This window comes from Actinophytocola sp. (assembly GCF_045807065.1).
In the GTDB taxonomy this organism is placed as follows: domain Bacteria; phylum Actinomycetota; class Actinomycetes; order Mycobacteriales; family Pseudonocardiaceae; genus Actinophytocola.
Genome location: NZ_JBJMIE010000713.1, coordinates 1 through 15,910, shown reverse-complemented (window position 1 = coordinate 15,910; position 15,910 = coordinate 1). Strand labels below are relative to the sequence as shown.

At 70.4% G+C, this 15,910-nt stretch carries 17 protein-coding genes; 7 read left to right on the top strand and 10 right to left on the bottom strand.

Going from position 1 to position 15,910, the window contains the following annotated elements:
* The 5 genes from ACJ73U_RS42140 to ACJ73U_RS42120 form a co-directional block, all read right to left on the bottom strand.
* Positions 1-813: FAD-dependent monooxygenase (locus ACJ73U_RS42140; RefSeq protein WP_407783390.1), on the bottom strand; the 813-nt coding region annotated here is incomplete at its 3' end.
* Positions 810-1,781 carry a hypothetical protein gene (locus tag ACJ73U_RS42135; RefSeq protein ID WP_407783389.1) on the bottom strand — a complete coding sequence of 324 codons (972 nt, stop codon included), beginning with the start codon at positions 1,779-1,781 and terminating at the stop codon, positions 810-812. The genes ACJ73U_RS42140 and ACJ73U_RS42135, both read right to left, overlap by 4 nt.
* Positions 1,778-2,920, bottom strand: a complete 1,143-nt coding sequence (locus ACJ73U_RS42130) for a hypothetical protein (protein WP_407783388.1) — start codon at positions 2,918-2,920, stop codon at positions 1,778-1,780. The genes ACJ73U_RS42135 and ACJ73U_RS42130 overlap by 4 nt, the downstream gene beginning before the upstream one ends.
* Positions 2,920-3,186, bottom strand: coding sequence for an acyl carrier protein (locus ACJ73U_RS42125; protein ID WP_407783387.1), 267 nt, complete (start codon positions 3,184-3,186; stop codon positions 2,920-2,922). Before ACJ73U_RS42125 ends, ACJ73U_RS42130 begins: the two co-directional genes overlap by 1 nt.
* Positions 3,183-4,673 carry a flavin-containing monooxygenase gene (locus ACJ73U_RS42120; RefSeq protein WP_407783386.1) on the bottom strand — a complete coding sequence of 497 codons (1,491 nt, stop codon included), beginning with the start codon at positions 4,671-4,673 and terminating at the stop codon, positions 3,183-3,185. The genes ACJ73U_RS42125 and ACJ73U_RS42120 overlap by 4 nt, the downstream gene beginning before the upstream one ends.
* A 569-nt stretch (positions 4,674-5,242) precedes the next feature.
* On the opposite strand from ACJ73U_RS42120, the gene ACJ73U_RS42115 reads away from it, so the two are divergent.
* Both ACJ73U_RS42115 and ACJ73U_RS42110 read left to right on the top strand, forming a co-directional pair.
* The gene (locus ACJ73U_RS42115) at positions 5,243-5,668 is read left to right on the top strand and encodes a nuclear transport factor 2 family protein (RefSeq protein WP_407783385.1); all 426 of its coding nucleotides are present in this window, start codon (positions 5,243-5,245) and stop codon (positions 5,666-5,668) included.
* 181 nt (positions 5,669-5,849) lie between these two features.
* Positions 5,850-7,190 carry a cytochrome P450 gene (locus ACJ73U_RS42110; protein ID WP_407783384.1) on the top strand — a complete coding sequence of 447 codons (1,341 nt, stop codon included), beginning with the start codon at positions 5,850-5,852 and terminating at the stop codon, positions 7,188-7,190.
* Positions 7,191-7,248: 58 nt separating this feature from the next.
* On the opposite strand, the gene ACJ73U_RS42105 is transcribed toward ACJ73U_RS42110, so the two are convergent.
* Positions 7,249-8,712: an MFS transporter gene (locus tag ACJ73U_RS42105; RefSeq protein ID WP_407783383.1), complete on the bottom strand. Its 1,464-nt coding sequence runs from the start codon at positions 8,710-8,712 to the stop codon at positions 7,249-7,251.
* 196 nt (positions 8,713-8,908) lie between these two features.
* Here ACJ73U_RS42105 and ACJ73U_RS42100 point away from each other — a divergent pair, with 196 nt between their 5' ends.
* On the top strand, positions 8,909-9,490 hold the full coding sequence (locus ACJ73U_RS42100; RefSeq protein ID WP_407783382.1) for an RBBP9/YdeN family alpha/beta hydrolase: 582 nt from the start codon (positions 8,909-8,911) through the stop codon (positions 9,488-9,490).
* Positions 9,491-9,494: 4 nt separating this feature from the next.
* On the opposite strand, the gene ACJ73U_RS42095 is transcribed toward ACJ73U_RS42100, so the two are convergent.
* Positions 9,495-9,959 (bottom strand): excalibur calcium-binding domain-containing protein, encoded by a 465-nt coding sequence (locus tag ACJ73U_RS42095; protein WP_407783381.1) that lies wholly within the window; start codon positions 9,957-9,959, stop codon positions 9,495-9,497.
* A gap of 72 nt (positions 9,960-10,031) precedes the next feature.
* On the bottom strand, positions 10,032-10,856 hold the full coding sequence (gene fdhD / locus ACJ73U_RS42090) for a formate dehydrogenase accessory sulfurtransferase FdhD (protein WP_407783380.1): 825 nt from the start codon (positions 10,854-10,856) through the stop codon (positions 10,032-10,034).
* Between the two features lie 84 nt (positions 10,857-10,940).
* On the opposite strand from fdhD, the gene ACJ73U_RS42085 reads away from it, so the two are divergent.
* From ACJ73U_RS42085 to ACJ73U_RS42075, 3 genes are all read left to right on the top strand, one after another.
* Positions 10,941-11,513 (top strand): ArsR/SmtB family transcription factor, encoded by a 573-nt coding sequence (locus ACJ73U_RS42085; RefSeq protein ID WP_407783379.1) that lies wholly within the window; start codon positions 10,941-10,943, stop codon positions 11,511-11,513.
* A gap of 69 nt (positions 11,514-11,582) precedes the next feature.
* Positions 11,583-11,753: a hypothetical protein gene (locus tag ACJ73U_RS42080; protein WP_407783378.1), complete on the top strand. Its 171-nt coding sequence runs from the start codon at positions 11,583-11,585 to the stop codon at positions 11,751-11,753.
* Between the two features lie 64 nt (positions 11,754-11,817).
* Complete coding sequence (locus ACJ73U_RS42075; protein ID WP_407783377.1) at positions 11,818-13,335, top strand: phytoene desaturase family protein; 1,518 nt, start codon at positions 11,818-11,820, stop codon at positions 13,333-13,335.
* Here the strand turns inward: ACJ73U_RS42075 and ACJ73U_RS42070 are convergent.
* Entirely contained in the window at positions 13,316-13,573 is a 258-nt protein-coding gene (locus ACJ73U_RS42070; protein ID WP_407783376.1) for a mycoredoxin, read from the bottom strand. The genes ACJ73U_RS42075 and ACJ73U_RS42070 overlap by 20 nt on opposite strands.
* A gap of 41 nt (positions 13,574-13,614) precedes the next feature.
* Positions 13,615-14,589: a hypothetical protein gene (locus tag ACJ73U_RS42065; RefSeq protein WP_407783375.1), complete on the bottom strand. Its 975-nt coding sequence runs from the start codon at positions 14,587-14,589 to the stop codon at positions 13,615-13,617.
* Between the two features lie 143 nt (positions 14,590-14,732).
* Here ACJ73U_RS42065 and ACJ73U_RS42060 point away from each other — a divergent pair.
* A partial coding sequence (locus tag ACJ73U_RS42060) for a class I tRNA ligase family protein (protein ID WP_407783374.1) occupies positions 14,733-15,910 on the top strand: 1,178 nt, incomplete at its 3' end.

Sequence of the window (15,910 nt, the reverse complement as noted above, 5' to 3'; positions counted from 1 at the left end):
CAACTCGACCGGCACGTCGGCGGCGGCCGGCCCGAGCGCCGCGCGGACCAGCCCCAACCGGTCGACATCGCCGTCGAACAGCGGTGCGCCGATCTCCGGCAGCTCGAGCAGCCACTCGCCCGCGGCCGGGTCAACGGTGATCAGTGCGCCCCGCACCGACGTGCCGGCCAGCCAGTAGATCGCGCTGCCGGTCCACGAGCGCAGGTCCGCCCGGAAGTGGATGTCGAGCAACCGGCCGAGTGGTGGTTGCGCCACCTCGCGGATCCCGGCCCGCTCCCGCAGCCGCCCACGCAGGCCCTCGGCGAGCAGCACGTAGTCGGCCTCGATCCGCCGCGGGGAACCGGAACCGGTGACGGTCACGGTGACCCCGTCCGGGCCGGGCTCGAGGTCGGTGGCCACGTGCCCGAACAGGCCGGTGACCGCCGGCTGCTCGGCCAGCGCGCCGGCCAGGATCGCCTCGAGCTTGTGCTGCGGGCAGATCGCGGGCAGTTCGGGGCTCTGCGCCGCCATCCGCATGAGCTTCTCCGCCGACGAGATCACGTCGAGGTGACCGATCTCCGGGCCGGTGAGGCTGGTGCGCCAGGTGATCCTGGCGGCCGACTGCGGCGGCACCCCCGCGGCGCGGACCCGTGCCGCGAGTCCCAGCGTCCGCAGGATCTCCATCGTCCGGACGTTGACCACGGTGGCTCTCGGGTGACCGGCCGGCTCGCGGTGCCGCTCGACCAGCACGGTCCGGATTCCCCAACGCGCCAGCAGATGCGTCGCGGCGAGGCCGACCGGCCCACCCCCGACGACGACGACCTGTGCCCTCATCCGGCGACCATTTCGCCGACCCGCCCGGGCGGCGCCCCTGGCGAGGCGGGTCGCATCGCCCTGTGCACCAGTGCGTCGAAGCGCCGCCGGGCCATCGTGCGGGTGACCACGACCGCGGGCAGCCCGACCGCGACCGCGCCGGTCAGCCACGTCGCGAACGCGGCGAGGACCGCGCCGCGCAGCAGGCCCGGCCGCCCGGCGCGGGCCAACCCGCTCCACGCGCGGAACACCCGGCCGGCGAGCAGGTCGGCCGCGGCGATCGCGGGTTCGACCGGGGCCGCGTCCGGCCGGGCGAGCACCCGGGCGACCGAGTCGGCGTGCTCGTCCGCGCGGGCGCGACCGACCTCGTCGGCCACGGCCGCGCCGAGTGCGCGCACCCTGGCGAGCTGCCCGTCGCCGACCCCGGCCCTCGGGAAGACCGAGAACGCCTCCCGGCGCCCGGTGAGCATCCAGCGCATGGTGGTGACGAACGTGGCGCCCGCGGGGGCGTCGTCGACGGCGGCGACCGTGCCCAGGTAGCGGCCGCCGGCCGAGGACACGGACCTGGCCACGGCCAGCGCGGCCGAATACCACATGTTCCGGCACGCGGTCAGCCCGATCACGCCCCGGCGGGCGAACCGGTCCGGGTGCCGGGCCAGCACCGAGCGCATCGGCACCGAGGGCGCCAGGTACCACACCTGGTAGGCGAGGAGCACGAGGTCCGGCGCGTCCCCGGTCCCGTCACCCGCTCCGGATCCCGCGCCGTCCAGCGTCACCTCGACCGTCTCGGCCGGGTCGGTGGCCGCCGGCATGATCCCCAGGAACCGCCGCAGCGGCCACGGGAACGGGTAGTCGACGGCCGGGGTGACCTCGCACCACTCGATCCGCCAGCCCGCCTCGGCGAGTGGCTCGACGAACGCGTCGACGGTCTCCTTGAGCTGTCCCGTCTGCGAGTACCAGTAGACGGTCAGGCGCGGTGGCTCGGTCACGACGCCGCTCCGTCCGGACCCACGACGGTCAGGTGCATGAACGCGATCGAGAACCGCCCGGACTCGGGCACCATGCACAGCATGGTGTCGCCGACCGAGGGGAGGCCGGAGTTCATGAGCTCGTCGAGGATCACGAAGATCGCGGCGCAGCCGATGTTGCCGACCTGCTGGAGGTTGCTGAACCAGGCCTCCGGCCGCGGCCCCCGCACGTCGCGGCGGTGGATCTGCTTGACCACCATCTCCTTCATCTTCTCGCTGGAGTAGTGCGCCGGGAACCAGGTGATCCGGTCCGGGTCGAACCGGCCCTCGGCCATCAGCCGCTCGTACTCGTCGACGCCGCACTTGACCAGGTGCGGCAGCAGCGCGAGGTTCTGCCGCATCACCAACGCGCCGGCGGCGGACGCGCGCACGTCGTCGGGGTGGTCGAGCCAGGTGTTCCGCGTGCCGCCGTCGGGGCTGCCGATGTACATGCAGGTCGGCGCGGTGTTCGCGTACGAGGTCAGGCTCATCCAGTCGATCCGCAGGCTGATGCCCCGCTCGGCCGGGCGGTCGCGCAGCACGACCGCGCCCGCGCCGTCGGAGAGCATGTAGCGCAGGAACGCCACGTCCAGCGCCATCGCGCCGTCCGCCGTCTCCGGGGTGACCGTCGCGTACCGCGAGCTCTTGAACGCGCGTGAGGAGAACTCCGACGCGGCGACCACGGCATTGCGCTTCTCACCGGCGGCGATCTGCAGGTGCGCCGTCTTCAGCGCGGTCATGCCGGCGTTGCACAGCCCACCCGCGCTGACGATCTCGATGGGCCGGCAGTCCAGCTCGCCGTGGACCATGCTGGCGAAGCCGGGTGCGAGCAGGTCGGGCACGGTACTGGCACACGCCAGCAGCTCGATGTCCGCCTCGTCGAGGCCATCCCTGCCGAGTGCCTCGCGGATCGCGCCGACCGCCATCGCGGTGTCCGAGACGACCGTGCGCTGCTGCTTGTCGATCGCGTAGTAGCGGGCCTTGATGCCGTTGTTGGCCAGGGTCTGATCGCGCACGATCTCGGAGTTCGGGCCGACCGTGCCGAGGTAGTCGTCGACCTCCTCGTTGCTGACCGGCTCTCCAGGCAGGAACCGCCCGGTGCTCGTGAGGTAGGACGTCATCATCGGCCCCGCACCGGCTCGCTCGCCGAGCGCGACACGACCAGGTCGGTCAGCGCGCCGACGGTCCGCACGCCGAACACGCCGTCGTCGGAGAGTCGCACGCCGAACTGGTTCTGCAGGATCTGGATGAGCTCGACGAACTCGAGGGAGTCGACGTCGACGTCCTCGAGCCGGGTGGCGGCCGAGATCGCCGCGCGGTCCATCCCGCAGGAGTTGGCTAAGAAGTCCGCGATTCGGGACTGGATTTCAGCTCGTAACTCCGTCATGCGTTCTCCAGTACATCGGTTTGTGTTCCGGTGGAGGTCGGGTCCTGGGTCGGCTCGACCCGGTAGGACTCGATGTCGAAGTGGCGGGTGCGCCTGCGGAAGCTCCGCGTGCTACCCGGCCACAACGTGGTGTTGTGACCCGTGGCGTCGAGGTAGTAGCTCGAGCAGCCGCCGGTGAGCCACACCGAGCGGGTCATGGCGCGCCGCATCTCGTCGGTGAACGAGTGCTGGCTCCCGGCGGTGACCTCGACGACCGAAAGGTGGCGGGCGGCCATCGTGCGCAGCGCCGAGACGATGTAGTCGACCTGTGCCTCGATCATCACCAGCAGCGAGGTGTGCCCGGTGCCGGCGTTCGGCCCGCTGCACAGGAACAGGTTGGGGAAGCCGGTCACACAGGTGCCCAGGTAGGCGGCCCGCCCGTGCTGGCGCCACGTCCGGGCGAGCGAGGTGCCGCCCGCGTGCAGCCGCTCGGCGATCGGTGGTTCGGTCACGGCGAAGCCGGTGGCCATGACGATCACGTCCACGCCCCTGGCCGTCCCGTCCCCGGTGACGATCTCGCCGGGGCCGACCCGCTCGATCGGGTCGGTGACGAGCTCGACGTGTGGTCTGGTGAGCGTGGGGTAGTAGTCGTCGGAGACCAGCACCCGTTTGCAGAAGATCCGGTGGTTCGGCGTGAGCGCTGCCCGCAGCCGCTCGTCCGCGACCGCGGCGCGCAGGTGGGCGTGGCCCTTGCGTTCCACAGCCGAGAGCAGCGCGGGCCGGTTGGCGATGGCGTGGGCCGGCAGCTCCCGCGACCAGTACTGGACGCCGCGCACCGCGCGCTGCACGGCCGGGAACCGGCGGTAGACCGCCCTGGTCAGCGCGCTCGTAGCCCGCACGTTCTTCGGTAGCACCCACGTGGGTGTGCGCTGGTAGACCTGGAGCTCCCGCGCCGTCTCCGCGATGGCCGGCACGATCTGGACCGCGGACGCGCCGGTACCGACCACCGCCACCCGGCGCGCGGTCAGGTCGGTCGCCGGCGACCAGCGCGCGGAGTGCAGGACAGTGCCGCCGAAGTCGCCGAGACCCGGGAGGTCGGGTACCGAGGGCTGGGCGAACGGACCGGTGGCCACGACCACCGCCGCGGCGGTGTAGCGGCCCGTGGTGGTGTCGACCAGCCAGCGCCGGCGGTCGGCCGCCCACTCGGCCCTGGTCAGTTCGGTGCCGAACCGGATGCGCTCGACCAGGCCGAAGCGGGCCGCGCAGTCGTTGAGGTAGGCCAGGATCTCGGCCTGCCGCGCGAACGAGGACGTCCACTGTGGATTGGGCGCGAACGAGTAGGAGTACAGGTTGGACGGGATGTCACAGGTGCAGCCCGGGTAGACGTTGTCCCGCCAGGACCCGCCGAGCTCGGCGGCGCGCTCGAGGACGACGACGTCGTCCACACCGGCCAGCACGAGCCGGTGAGCTGCCGCGATACCCGCGAGGCCCGCACCGATCACCAGCACGTTGACATCAAACGAACTCGACAAATACCTCATCCTCTCGACCGAGTCGAGACAGTTGGGTGCGATGGACCGGAATTGGGCCCGCTGAAGCGCGCGGCAGCGCTGTCACGCGCGTTGAATGGTCAACCGATCAACAGTGAACGGGTGCTGTTGTCATGACAGGCGGTAATGGCTTGACTAACGACCCGTAAACATGAGAAATACCCCCAGTTTGGCCCTCGTTTTGCGGCTCCTTCGCAGCCTAGACAGCCGCTCCAGGAGAGTGTCAACAACGCCGAGCAGATTACTCTGGAAGAGGCAACGGTATACGCCGTTCGGGTTAATAATGTTCGTCCGATGTGGACAAAAAGTGGACTTTTCGGTACCAATCGGACAATCCGCCGACATCTTGACCCGTGAGTCCAAATCTGTTTCTCTAGTCGGAGCAAACGTTTTCGAGTCCTATTAGGACCTTTATGGGACGCATCGGGTGCTGGCGTCGGGGGCGCGGTGAGGTCGATCGTGACGTGTATGCCGAGGCAGCTCGATTCGCGTATCCCGTGAGCATGAGTCGTCACCAGTGGTAGTCAATGCAACTCGGGAAGTGGGGGCACTTGACCAGTCATGTCGAAATAGTCCGCCGTGGTTACGAGGCATTTGCGGCGCATAATCCAGCGCCCGTACTCGAATTTCTCGACGACAATGTGGAATGGGTCGTGCCGGCGGAGCTGCCCTACGGCGGCACCTACGTCGGCCGCGACGGCGTGGTCCAGATGTTGATGGCACTCGCCCCGCACTTCGCCGAGCAGGGTGTGGAGCCCCGGCGCTTCATCGACGCGGGTGACATCGTGGTCGCCGAGGGCCGGCACTTCGGCCGGCCCGCGGGCGGGGACGAGTTCTCCTCCGGCTTCGCCACGGTGTTCGAGTTCCAGCACGGGAAGATCACCCGCGTCCGCGAGTACGTCGACGCGACCATCGTGCTGGCCGTCCGCGCCGCCGCGAGCCAGGCCGGGTAGGCCTGCCGACGGCACAGAGCGCGTGTCCCCGAGGAACCCTCGGACGTCGACCGTCCAAGGGTCTCCTCCACGTGCGCGTGTCCAGATCACCAACGGCTCCGGACGGGGTGCCGGTCGTCCGGCACCCCGTTGTCGCGGTCGCCCCGGGTTGGCGTGCGGCCGCAGTACGAGGAGGAATCCTGTGGCAGCATCAACCAATCCCGCGGTGCCGACGGCGCCGGGGCGCTTACCCGGGCTGGGGCACATGCTCCAGTTGGCCACCAGACCGATCGAGTTCATGGGGTCGCTGCGCTCGGTCGGTGACCTGGCGTGGATCTATCTCGGCAGGCAGCCGGTGCTCTCGGTCAACACCCCGGAGCTGATCCACCGCATGGTGGTGACCGAGGGTCGCAAGTACGACCAGGGCAAGTACTTCGACAAGATCCGCGACACGTTCGGCAACGGGCTGCCGGTGTCCAACGGGGAGTTCCACCACCGGCAGCGCCGGCTGATCCAACCCGCCTTCCACCACCAGCGGATCACGGGCTACCTCGACACGATGGCGGAGTCGGCGACCGCGATGGCGGAGTCGTGGCGACCGGGCGAGGTGGTGCAGCTCCGCCGGGACGCACTGAGCCTGATGCTGGTCCTGGTCGCCAGGACCCTGTTCAGCGCCGGGGCGAGCGAGGCGGTGCAGGCGGAGGTGCAGCGCTCCTGGAAGACGATCGTCACCGGGCTCGCCAGGCGCACCGTGCAGCCGGACTTCCTCGAGAAGCTGCCGACGCCGGGCAACCGCCGGTTCGAGTCCGCGACCGCGCGGCTCCGGGAGGTCGTGCGCGACGCCGTGGTCGCGCAGCGCAGCGGCGCGACCGGCGACGGCAGCAACCTGCTCGACATGCTGATCGAGGCGAGGGACGAGGACACGGGCGAGGGCATGACCGACGAGCAGGTCATGGCCGAGGTGTTCCTCATCCTCTTCGCGGGCACCGAGACCGCCGGCTTCATGACCGTGTGGTTCTTCTACGAGCTCAGCCGTGACCCGGAGCTCGAGCGGCGGGTGCACGACGAGATCGACGGCGTGCTGTCCGGCCGGCCGGCCGGCATCGCGGACCTGCCGAAGCTGGAGCTGACCCGCCGGGTCCTCACCGAATGCCTCCGGCGCTACCACCCGGGGTGGTCGTTCATGCGCCGCGCCAACTCGACCGTCGAACTGGGCGGCCTCGAATTCCCGGAGGGCACGGAAACAGTCTTCAGCATCAACTCGCTGCACCGGGATCCGCGCATTTTCCCCGATCCAATGAAATTCGACCCGGACCGCTGGCTGCCGGGTGGGCCGGAGATTCCGGAGGGTGGGTTCATCCCATTCCTCGAAGGCAAGCGGCAGTGCATCGGCGACTCGTTCGCGTGGGCGCAGATGACCTGCACGGTGGCGGCCATCGCCTCGCGCTGGCGGCTGCGGCCGGTCGACGGGCACCGGATGAAGGAGCAGCCGGGCGTGCTGATGAGCCCGAACGAGACACCGATGACGGTGCTCGAGCGCTGAGACCGCGAACGGAACGGGGCCGGCACGGTTCGTGCCGGCCCCGTTCCGGTGTGCCCACTCAGTTCGCGGCCGTGCGCCGGTTCCGCTGCCAGACCAGGGCGATCAGCACCAGCGCGGCGGCGTACATCGCGGCCTCCCAGACGAAGACCGTGTGGTAGCCGTGGAGGTTCGCGCCGGTCGTCGGTTTCGCGAGGTGCCGCTCCGCCACGTACCCCGCGACCGCGCCGGTGAAGACCGTGTTCAGCAGTGCGGTGCCCATCGAGCCGCCCATCTGCTGCGTCGTGCTGACCGTGGCGCCCGCCACGCCGGCGTCGGCCTCGTCGATGCCCAGCAGGACCACGTTGTTCAGCGGGAACAGCGACAGCGCGACACCGGCACCCATCATGATCTCGGGCGCCACGACGCCGCCGAACCCGGTGTCCGCGCCCAGGCTGGTGAACAGCAGCAGGGCCGCGACGGACAGCGCCGCGCCGACGACCATGACCGGGAGCGGCCCGAACCTGACCACCAGTGACGCGGTGCTCATGCCGACGGAGATCACGGCGAGCGCGAACGGCAGGAACACGAGTCCGGTCTGGATCGGGTTGTAGTGGAGGGTTTCCTGGTAGTAGTAGGTCAGGAACAGGAACATCGACAGCTGGGCCGCGTTGGCCAGCAGCGCCGCCAGGTAGAGCATGCCCCGGCTGAACTGGGTGACGATCCGCAGCGGCAGCAGCGGTGACCGGGTGCGTGCCTCGATCACCACGAACGCGCACAGCAGCAGCACACCCCCCACCAGGAACGCCTGCGTGACCGCCGATCCCCAGCCGTTGGTGCCCGCCGAGGTGAAGCCCTGCGCGAGGCATACCATGCCGGCGGTCGCCGTGATCGCGCCGGCGATGTCGTACCTGCTGCGCGTCACTGTCGTGTCCCGGGCCAGCGCGAACACGGCGACGACGGCGACCGCGATCGCGATCGGGACGTTGATGAGCAGGACCAGCCGCCAGGACCACAGCGTGAGCGAGCCGCCGAGCAGCATGCCGATGGCCGCGCCGCTGCCGGACACCATGCCGTAGATGCCGAACGCCTTGGCCCGCTCGGCTTTCTCGGTGTAGGTGTCCGAGATCAGCGAGAGCACGGCGGGCGCCAGCACCGCGGCGAGCACGCCCTGAGCGGCCCGCGCGGCGAAGAGCATGCCGCCGCTCGAGGCCGCGCCACCGAGCGCGGACACGAGCGCGAACCCCGCGAGCGCGCCGATGAACATGCGCTTGCGCCCGACGTAGTCGACCAGCCGGCCGCCGAGCAGCAGGAGACCGCCGAACGTGATCGCGTACGCGGAGACCACCCACTGGCGGTCCGCGGTGGAGATGTCCAGATCGTTCTGGATGCTCGGCAGCGCGACGAACACGACCGCCAGGTCGAGCACGATCATCAGCTGGACCGTCGCGACGGTGGCCAGCGCGAGCCAGCGGCGGGAATGCGCGAGGCCGGGTTCCTCCTCGTTTCGAATAACCGCGTCAGACTGTTCTGCGCCAGTGCTCACCAAGATCTCCATCCATGCGGAAGTGGACATTTCGACGCGGAATGAGGGCCCCCAGGCGTACATTTTCGCTCATGTGAGGAGAACATCCGCGCGCACAACGTGTCAACCGCGGCAACATATCTCTCGCCGGCCGGTAGCCCGGTTGTCAGAACATGAATGGACTTTTCGCCTGGTGTTCCCCGCATAGGATGGCGCCATGCCTTACGTCCTACTGCTCCACGGGCACATGGGGGCCGCGCCTCCGCACTGGCAGAGCTGGCTCGCGCACGAGCTCGACGAGACCGGCTGCGATGTCGACGTTCCCCAGTTCTCCGAGCCTGACCAGCCCCGGCTCGACGTGTGGCTCGCCGAGTTGCGGAGCCAGCTCGTGGCCGCGCCGGTGGGGACCGAGCGGATCGTGCTCGCGCACTCCTGCGGGGCCGCGCTCTGGCTGCACCACGCCGCTCGCCTCGCCGACCCCGTCCTGCGGTTCGACCGGGTGTTGCTCGTGGCGCCCCCCGGGCCGCGGTGGCGGCATCCCGACGTGCACGGGTTCAACCCGGCGCCGCTCGACGCCGCCGGGGTTCGGCGGGCCGCCTCGTGGACGCAGCTCGTCGTCGGGGACGACGACCAGGCCTGTTCCGTTGACGAGGCTGTCGACATGGCCAGCGCGTTGAAGGTCGACCTCGACGTCATCCCCGAGGGGGCTCATCTGGACGGACACGCCGGATACGGGCCGTGGCCGTCGGTGCGGGACTGGGTGGCCGACCGGCACACCCGGATGGTGTCCAACCGGTGACGGCTCAGGTCTCGCAGGCCACCCCGTCGCCGTCGCGGTCGAGGCCGGACCGGTAGCCGGGGTCGCCGCGGTACAGCGGTGCGGCGCCGGCCGCGCGGGCCTCGGCGCAGTTGGCGTAGTACACCCCCGCCGGCGCGGGAGGCGGTGGCTGAGCCGGCGGTGGCGTGTACGCCGGGGGCGGCGTGTAGGCGGGCGGGGTGTAAGCCGGGGGCGGGGTGTAGGCCGGCGGCGTGTAGGGCGCGGGCTCGACCGGCGGGGGCGCCACGTTCGGGACCTCGGTCGCCGAGACGGCCGCAGGTGTGGTGGTCGTTGTGGTGGGTGTCGTCGTCGCCACGGTGTCCGCGGTCGTGGTGTCCGTGGTCGTGGTGTCCGAGATGTCGATCGTCGGGGTCGGGTTCGTCTCGGGTTCGTTGCCGCCGCACCCGGTGAGCGTGGCGAGCAGGGCGGCGGCGATCAGTGCACGCTTCATGCCCGGGGGTCGCGCAGAGTTACCGCGGCGTTTCCATGGTCGAGCCTGGTTCACCCAGTTCGGTGAGTGAAGTTAGCTGGTGACGCGCTCTGCGTGTGTGTAGACGTTCATGCTCGTGCCGCGGAGGAAGCCGATCAGGGTGATCCCCTGTTCCTCGGCCAGCTCCACCGCGAGCGACGACGGTGCCGACACCGCCGCCAGTACGGGAATGCCGGCCATCGCGGCCTTCTGCACCAGCTCGAACGACGCCCGGCCCGACACCATCAGCACGCTGCCCGCCAGCGGTATGCGCCCGTCCAGCAGCGCCCAGCCCGTCACCTTGTCCACCGCGTTGTGCCGGCCCACGTCCTCGCGGACCACCAGCGGCTCACCGTCCACGGTGAACACCCCGGCCGCGTGCAGGCCGCCCGTCGACTCGAACACGCGTTGCCGCTCGCGCAGCAGGTCCGGGAAGGTCACCAGCGTCTCCGGGGTCACCCGGCAGTCGTCGGTCGCGGGTGGGAAGCGGGTCTTCAGCTTCACCGCGTCCAGCGCCGCCTTGCCGCACACGCCGCAGGACGAGGTCGTGTAGAAGTTGCGCTCCACGCCCGTGTCCGGCGGCTCGACGCCCGGGGCGAGCGCGAGGTCCAGCACGTTGTACGTGTTGCGGCCCTGGTCGTCGACGCTGTCGCAGTAGCGGGCCGTGCTGACGTCCGCCGCCGCGCCGATGACACCCTCGGTCAGCAGGAAGCCGTGCGCCAGCTCGACGTCGTGGCCCGGCGTGCGCATCGTGACCGCCAGCGCCTTCCCCGCGACCCGGAGCTCCAGGGGCTCCTCGGCCGCCAGCGCCTCCTGACGGCGTTTCGCGCCGTCCTCAGAGAGCCGCAGAACCGGGCGGCGCACGGTCACTCGTCCCATGCATACAGCCTACACGGACCATCTCAAGAACCCTTTCTAAAGAACTCTTGCGCAAGAGTTCCTTCGCAACGTACCTTGTTGAGCATGGTCAAGGAACGCAGGCGCATCACCGACCCGAAGGCGCTTCGGGCGCTCGCCCATCCGCTGCGGTGGAAGCTCATCGAGTTCCTCGGGCGTGAGGGGACCGCCACCGCGACCCAGTGCGCGGAGGAGACGGGTGAGAGCGTCGCCAACTGCTCCTACCACCTCAACCTCCTGGCCAAGTACGACTACGTCGAGCGCGCCGAAGGGGGCCAGGGGCGGGAGAAGCCCTGGCAGCTCGTCCACCAGGGGCAGAGCATCACCGACATGGGGGTGGACGAGGAGACCCGGCTCGCCGCGCAGGCCGCCTCCGCCGCCTTCCTCGACCACGCGTTCACGCAGATCAGGGAGCGGTTCCTGGCCTCTCACCTGCTGCCGGAGGACTGGCGTGCCGTGCTCGGCACCAACACGAGCACCGACTTCCTGACCCTCGACGAACTCGAGGAGCTCCACGAGATGGTCACCGCGTTCAACGACCGGTTCAAGGAGCGGCGCTACAACCCGGAGCTTCGCCCGGAAGGCGCACAGCCGGTGTACGTCTTCCTCTCGACCTCGATCCCCCCGGAAACGGCCTAGTCACCCGCAGACCCGGCTGTCGTGGCCCACGACAGCTCTCTTCGACCTGCCCAGAAACAGGAGATCGCCATGGATCCCTACGTTGTCCAGCACCTGTTCACCGCCCGCCACGACGACCTGGTTCGCGAGGCCGACGACTCCCGGCTCACCCGCGCGGCACGCGACTCCCACGAGGAGTCCCGTCCCCCGCAGAAGCCCGCCCCGCGCGACTCCCGCTCGCGCCGCCTGCGCCTCGCGTGACCTCGATGCCCTGAACGGCCGTCAATGCCTCACAGCAGCCGTTCAGGGCGGTAGCGTGATCGAGATGACGGAACGCTACGACGTCGTGATCGTCGGTGGGGGCCACAACGCGCTGGTCGCCGCCGCCTACCTCGCCCGCGCCGGCAGGTCGGTGCTCGTCCTGGAGCGGCTCGGCCGGGTCGGGGGCGCGGCCGTCAGCACCACTCCCTTCCCCGGCGTGCCGGCACGGCTGTCCCGCTACTCCTACCTGGTCAGCCTGCTACCCGACGCGATCGTGGCGGACCTCGGCCTGCGGATCACGCTCCGCTCGCGAGCCGTCTCCTCCTACACGCCCGTCGACGGCGGCGGCCTGCTCGTCGAACACGAACCGGGGGAGGCAACCGCCGCGTCCTTCCGGAAACTCACCGGATCGGACAGTGAGTTCGCCCGATGGGTGTCGTTCTACAATTCACTCTCCGCGATGGCGACGGCCACCGCGCCGACCATGCTCCGACCCGTGCCCTCCCGCGCGGAGTTCCGCCGGCTGGTGGCCGACGACCGCCTGTGGACGCGGCTCTTCGAGCAACCGATCGGCGTGACGATCGAGGAGACGTTCGCCGACGACGTCGTCCGGGGCGTGGTGGCGACCGACGCGTTGATCGGCACGCACACCTCGCTGCGGTCCCCCGAACTGCTCGCCAACCGCTGCTTCCTCTACCACCTCATCGGCGGCGAGTGGCGCGTCCCGGTCGGCGGCATGGGTGCGGTGACGGGCGAACTCGCCCGGGTGGCAAGGGAAGCCGGCGCCGAGCTGCGGACGTCCGCGCGCGTGACGGCGGTGCGTGCCGACGGCACGGAGGCCGAGGTGGACTACGTGGCGAACGACGCCGAGCTGACGGTGGCGGCGTCCTACGTGCTCGCCGGCGTGGCACCCGCGGTGCTGGAAAGCCTGCGCGGCAGGGAGACCGCCAGGCCGACCGGCGCCCAGCTGAAGATCAACGTGCTCCTGTCGCGGCTGCCGAGGTTGCGCGGCGGGATCGACCCGGAGCAGGCGTTCAGCGGCACGCTCCACCTCGACGAGTCCTATGCGCAGCTGGAGAACGCCTACGCGGCAAGCGCTTCCGGCGTCGTCCCCGACCCGCTACCGGGCGAGATGTACTGCCACACCCTCACCGACCGGTCCATCGTGGACGGCGAGCTGCACACGCTCACGCTCTTCGGCCTGCACACGCCGTCGACGCTCTTCGCCGAGGACAACGACGGCCGCCGCGCCGACCTCGCCGCGCGCTACCTCGCCGGCCTCAACCGCCACCTGGCCGAGCCCATCGAGGACTGCCTGGCCACCGACGAGGACGGCCGCCCGTGCGTCGAGGCACGGACACCACTGGACCTGGAGCACGACCTGGCCATGCCCGGCGGCCACATCTTCCACGGCGACCTGGCGTGGCCGTTCACCGAGGAGGGCGGCGGCTGGGGCGTGGAGACCGACGTACCCAACCTGCTGTTGTGCGGCTCGGGTGCCAGGCGCGGCGGCGGGGTCAGCGGCATAGGCGGTCACAACGCCGCCCATGCCGTCCTGCTGCTCAGTTCAGCTCGGCCTTGACCTGCGCGAGAGTGGGGTTCGTGAGGGCCTTCCCGTTGGGGAAGTGCACGGTCGGCACCGTCTGGTTGCCACCGTTCACACTCATCACGAACTCGGCCGCCCCGGGGGTCCGCTCGATGTCGATCTCCGTGTACTCGATGCCGTCGCGCTCCAGCTGCGACTTCAGGCGGCGGCAGTAACCGCACCAGGTCGTCGAGTACATGGTCAGCTTGGTCGGCGCCTCGGGAGTCTGCGTCATGCCGTCTACAACGCGAGACGCGGCGGAATCATGCCCGGCGCCTAGTGACGGCACCCACCCGCGGGCGGGAGCGTCGAGTCGGGGTCGAAGTACGAACCCGGTTCGGCGTCGTCCGCCTGCCTGGTCACGGAGTGCTCCGCGCTGACCGGCGCGAGGAACCCCTTGCGGTACGCGTCGCACCCGATCGAGTAACCGAAGCCGGTCGCCGCGTCGAACCACAGGCCGCGGCTGCCCTGCGTCCACCGGTCGCCGGCACGCCACACGTAGTCGACGTCCGCGCGTACCACCACGATCGTGTTCATGGCGTCGATCAGGTGCAGACCCCGCGGGGGCACGAAGGCGTACGCGAACACGTAGTTCGTGTGCACGACCAGCGTGCCGTCCTTGCCCGCCCGCGCCGACATCGTGCCGGACACCTTGGCCGCCGCCGGCAGCAGCGTGCTGCCCGGTGCGACGAGGCTCACCAGCGCCTGCACCTCCGGCTCCCGGCCACCGGCGAACAGCGGCTCGAGCTGCCGCCGCGCGTCGGGCGCGAGGAGGCTCAGGTAACCGGCGGCGTCGTGGTCCACGACCAGCTTGCGGTCCAGTCGGCTCGCCACCAGCACGTCCCGCACCAGCCGCATGGTCTCGGCCACCTGCGCCGCGCTGTACTCGCCGACGGCCTCGGGCGCCGGCAGCACGATCCCGGCCGCGCCGTCCGCCCAGTCCGCCGCCGGGGTGCCGTTGAACGGCCTGGCGACGTCGAACAGCACGCCCGTCTCGTTCCCCGCCAGGGCCGCGGAGCTGTGCTCGCCGGGTGCGCCTGCGACGGGCTCCAGCACGCTCGTCCGCACCAGCAGCGTCGCCACCGCGCCGACCGCCAGCACCACCAGCCCGCCGGCGAACCAGCGACCGCGGCGGTGCCTGCGTTCGGCGTGCAGCAACTCGCGCACGTCCTCCGTGGCCGCGCGCGCCACTGTGCCGGCCCAGTCGGCCTCGGAGGCCGCTGGAGCCACGTCACGCTGCCGAGCCTTCACCCGCTCCCCACCCTGACTTAACCAGGTAAAACGACAACCTTCCGGTGCTGAGCACATCGAACGGGCCGACCCCGGCGTTAACAAGACGACGTGGGTGGAACTCGAATGCGGACGGCCGGACACGGTTCGTAAACTCTTTCAACGTGACTGACAACTCATCGCACCAGCCCAGAGACCTCCCGCCGGCCTGGGAGCCGGCCACGGTAGAGGCGGAGCTGTACCAGCGGTGGGTGGACGCGGGTTACTTCACCGCCGACGCGGCGAGCGAGAAGCCGCCGTTCTGCATCGTCATCCCGCCACCGAACGTCACGGGCAGCCTCCACATGGGCCACGCCCTCGAGCACAGCCTCATGGACGCGCTCACCCGGCGCCGCCGCATGCAGGGCTACGAGGTGCTGTGGCTGCCCGGCATGGACCACGCGGGCATCGCGACCCAGAACGTCGTCGAGCGGGAGCTGGCGGGCGAGGGCAAGTCCCGCCACGACCTCGGGCGCGAGGCGTTCGTGGACCGCGTGTGGGAGTGGAAGAACACCTCCGGCGGCATGATCCTCAACCAGATGCGCCGGATGGGCGACGGTGTCGACTGGACCCGCGAGCGGTTCACGATGGACGAGGTCCTGTCCCGGGCCGTCCAGACCATCTTCAAGCGACTGTTCGAGGACGGTCTGATCTACCGGGCCGAGCGGATCATCAACTGGTGCCCGCGTTGCCACACGGCGCTGTCGGACATCGAGGTCGAGCACACGAACGACGAGGGCGAACTGGTCTCGATCCGGTACGGCGACGGCGACCGCTCCATTGTGGTGGCCACCACCCGCGCCGAGACGATGCTGGGTGACACCGCGGTCGCCGTCCACCCGGACGACGAGCGCTACAAGCACCTGGTCGGCACCGAGGTGGCGCTGCCGCTGACCGACCGGCTCATCCCGGTCGTCGCCGACGAGCACGTCGACCCCGAGTTCGGCACGGGCGCGGTCAAGGTCACGCCGGCCCACGACCCGAACGACTTCGAGATCGGCCAGCGCCACCACCTGCCCGCGATCACGGTCATGGACGAGCGCGCGGTCATCACCGTGCCCGGCCCGTTCGAGGGGCTCGACCGGTTCGAGGCGCGGCCCGCGGTCGTCGCCGCGCTGCGTGAGCAGGGCCGCATCGTCGCGGAGAAGCGGCCGTACGAGCACGCCGTCGGCCACTGCACGCGGTGCGGCACGGTGGTCGAGCCGCGGCTGTCGTTGCAGTGGTTCGTCAACGTCGGGCCGCTGGCCAAGGCCGCGGGCGACGCCGTGCGCGACGGCCGCACCACGGTTCACCCGCCGGAGCT

What these genes read in the sequence shown, in the direction of transcription:
- ACJ73U_RS42115 (WP_407783385.1), top strand. Translation starts at nt 5,243, where the DNA reads ATGCAACTCGGGAAGTGGGGGCACTTGACCAGTCATGTCGAAATAGTC.
- ACJ73U_RS42070 (WP_407783376.1), bottom strand. Translation starts at nt 13,573, where the DNA reads ATGACGCAGACTCCCGAGGCGCCGACCAAGCTGACCATGTACTCGACG.
- ACJ73U_RS42075 (WP_407783377.1), top strand. Translation starts at nt 11,818, where the DNA reads ATGACGGAACGCTACGACGTCGTGATCGTCGGTGGGGGCCACAACGCG.
- ACJ73U_RS42125 (WP_407783387.1), bottom strand. Translation starts at nt 3,186, where the DNA reads ATGACGGAGTTACGAGCTGAAATCCAGTCCCGAATCGCGGACTTCTTA.
- ACJ73U_RS42100 (WP_407783382.1), top strand. Translation starts at nt 8,909, where the DNA reads ATGCCTTACGTCCTACTGCTCCACGGGCACATGGGGGCCGCGCCTCCG.
- ACJ73U_RS42130 (WP_407783388.1), bottom strand. Translation starts at nt 2,920, where the DNA reads ATGACGTCCTACCTCACGAGCACCGGGCGGTTCCTGCCTGGAGAGCCG.
- ACJ73U_RS42080 (WP_407783378.1), top strand. Translation starts at nt 11,583, where the DNA reads ATGGATCCCTACGTTGTCCAGCACCTGTTCACCGCCCGCCACGACGAC.
- ACJ73U_RS42095 (WP_407783381.1), bottom strand. Translation starts at nt 9,959, where the DNA reads ATGAAGCGTGCACTGATCGCCGCCGCCCTGCTCGCCACGCTCACCGGG.
- ACJ73U_RS42085 (WP_407783379.1), top strand. Translation starts at nt 10,941, where the DNA reads ATGGTCAAGGAACGCAGGCGCATCACCGACCCGAAGGCGCTTCGGGCG.
- fdhD (WP_407783380.1), bottom strand. Translation starts at nt 10,856, where the DNA reads ATGGGACGAGTGACCGTGCGCCGCCCGGTTCTGCGGCTCTCTGAGGAC.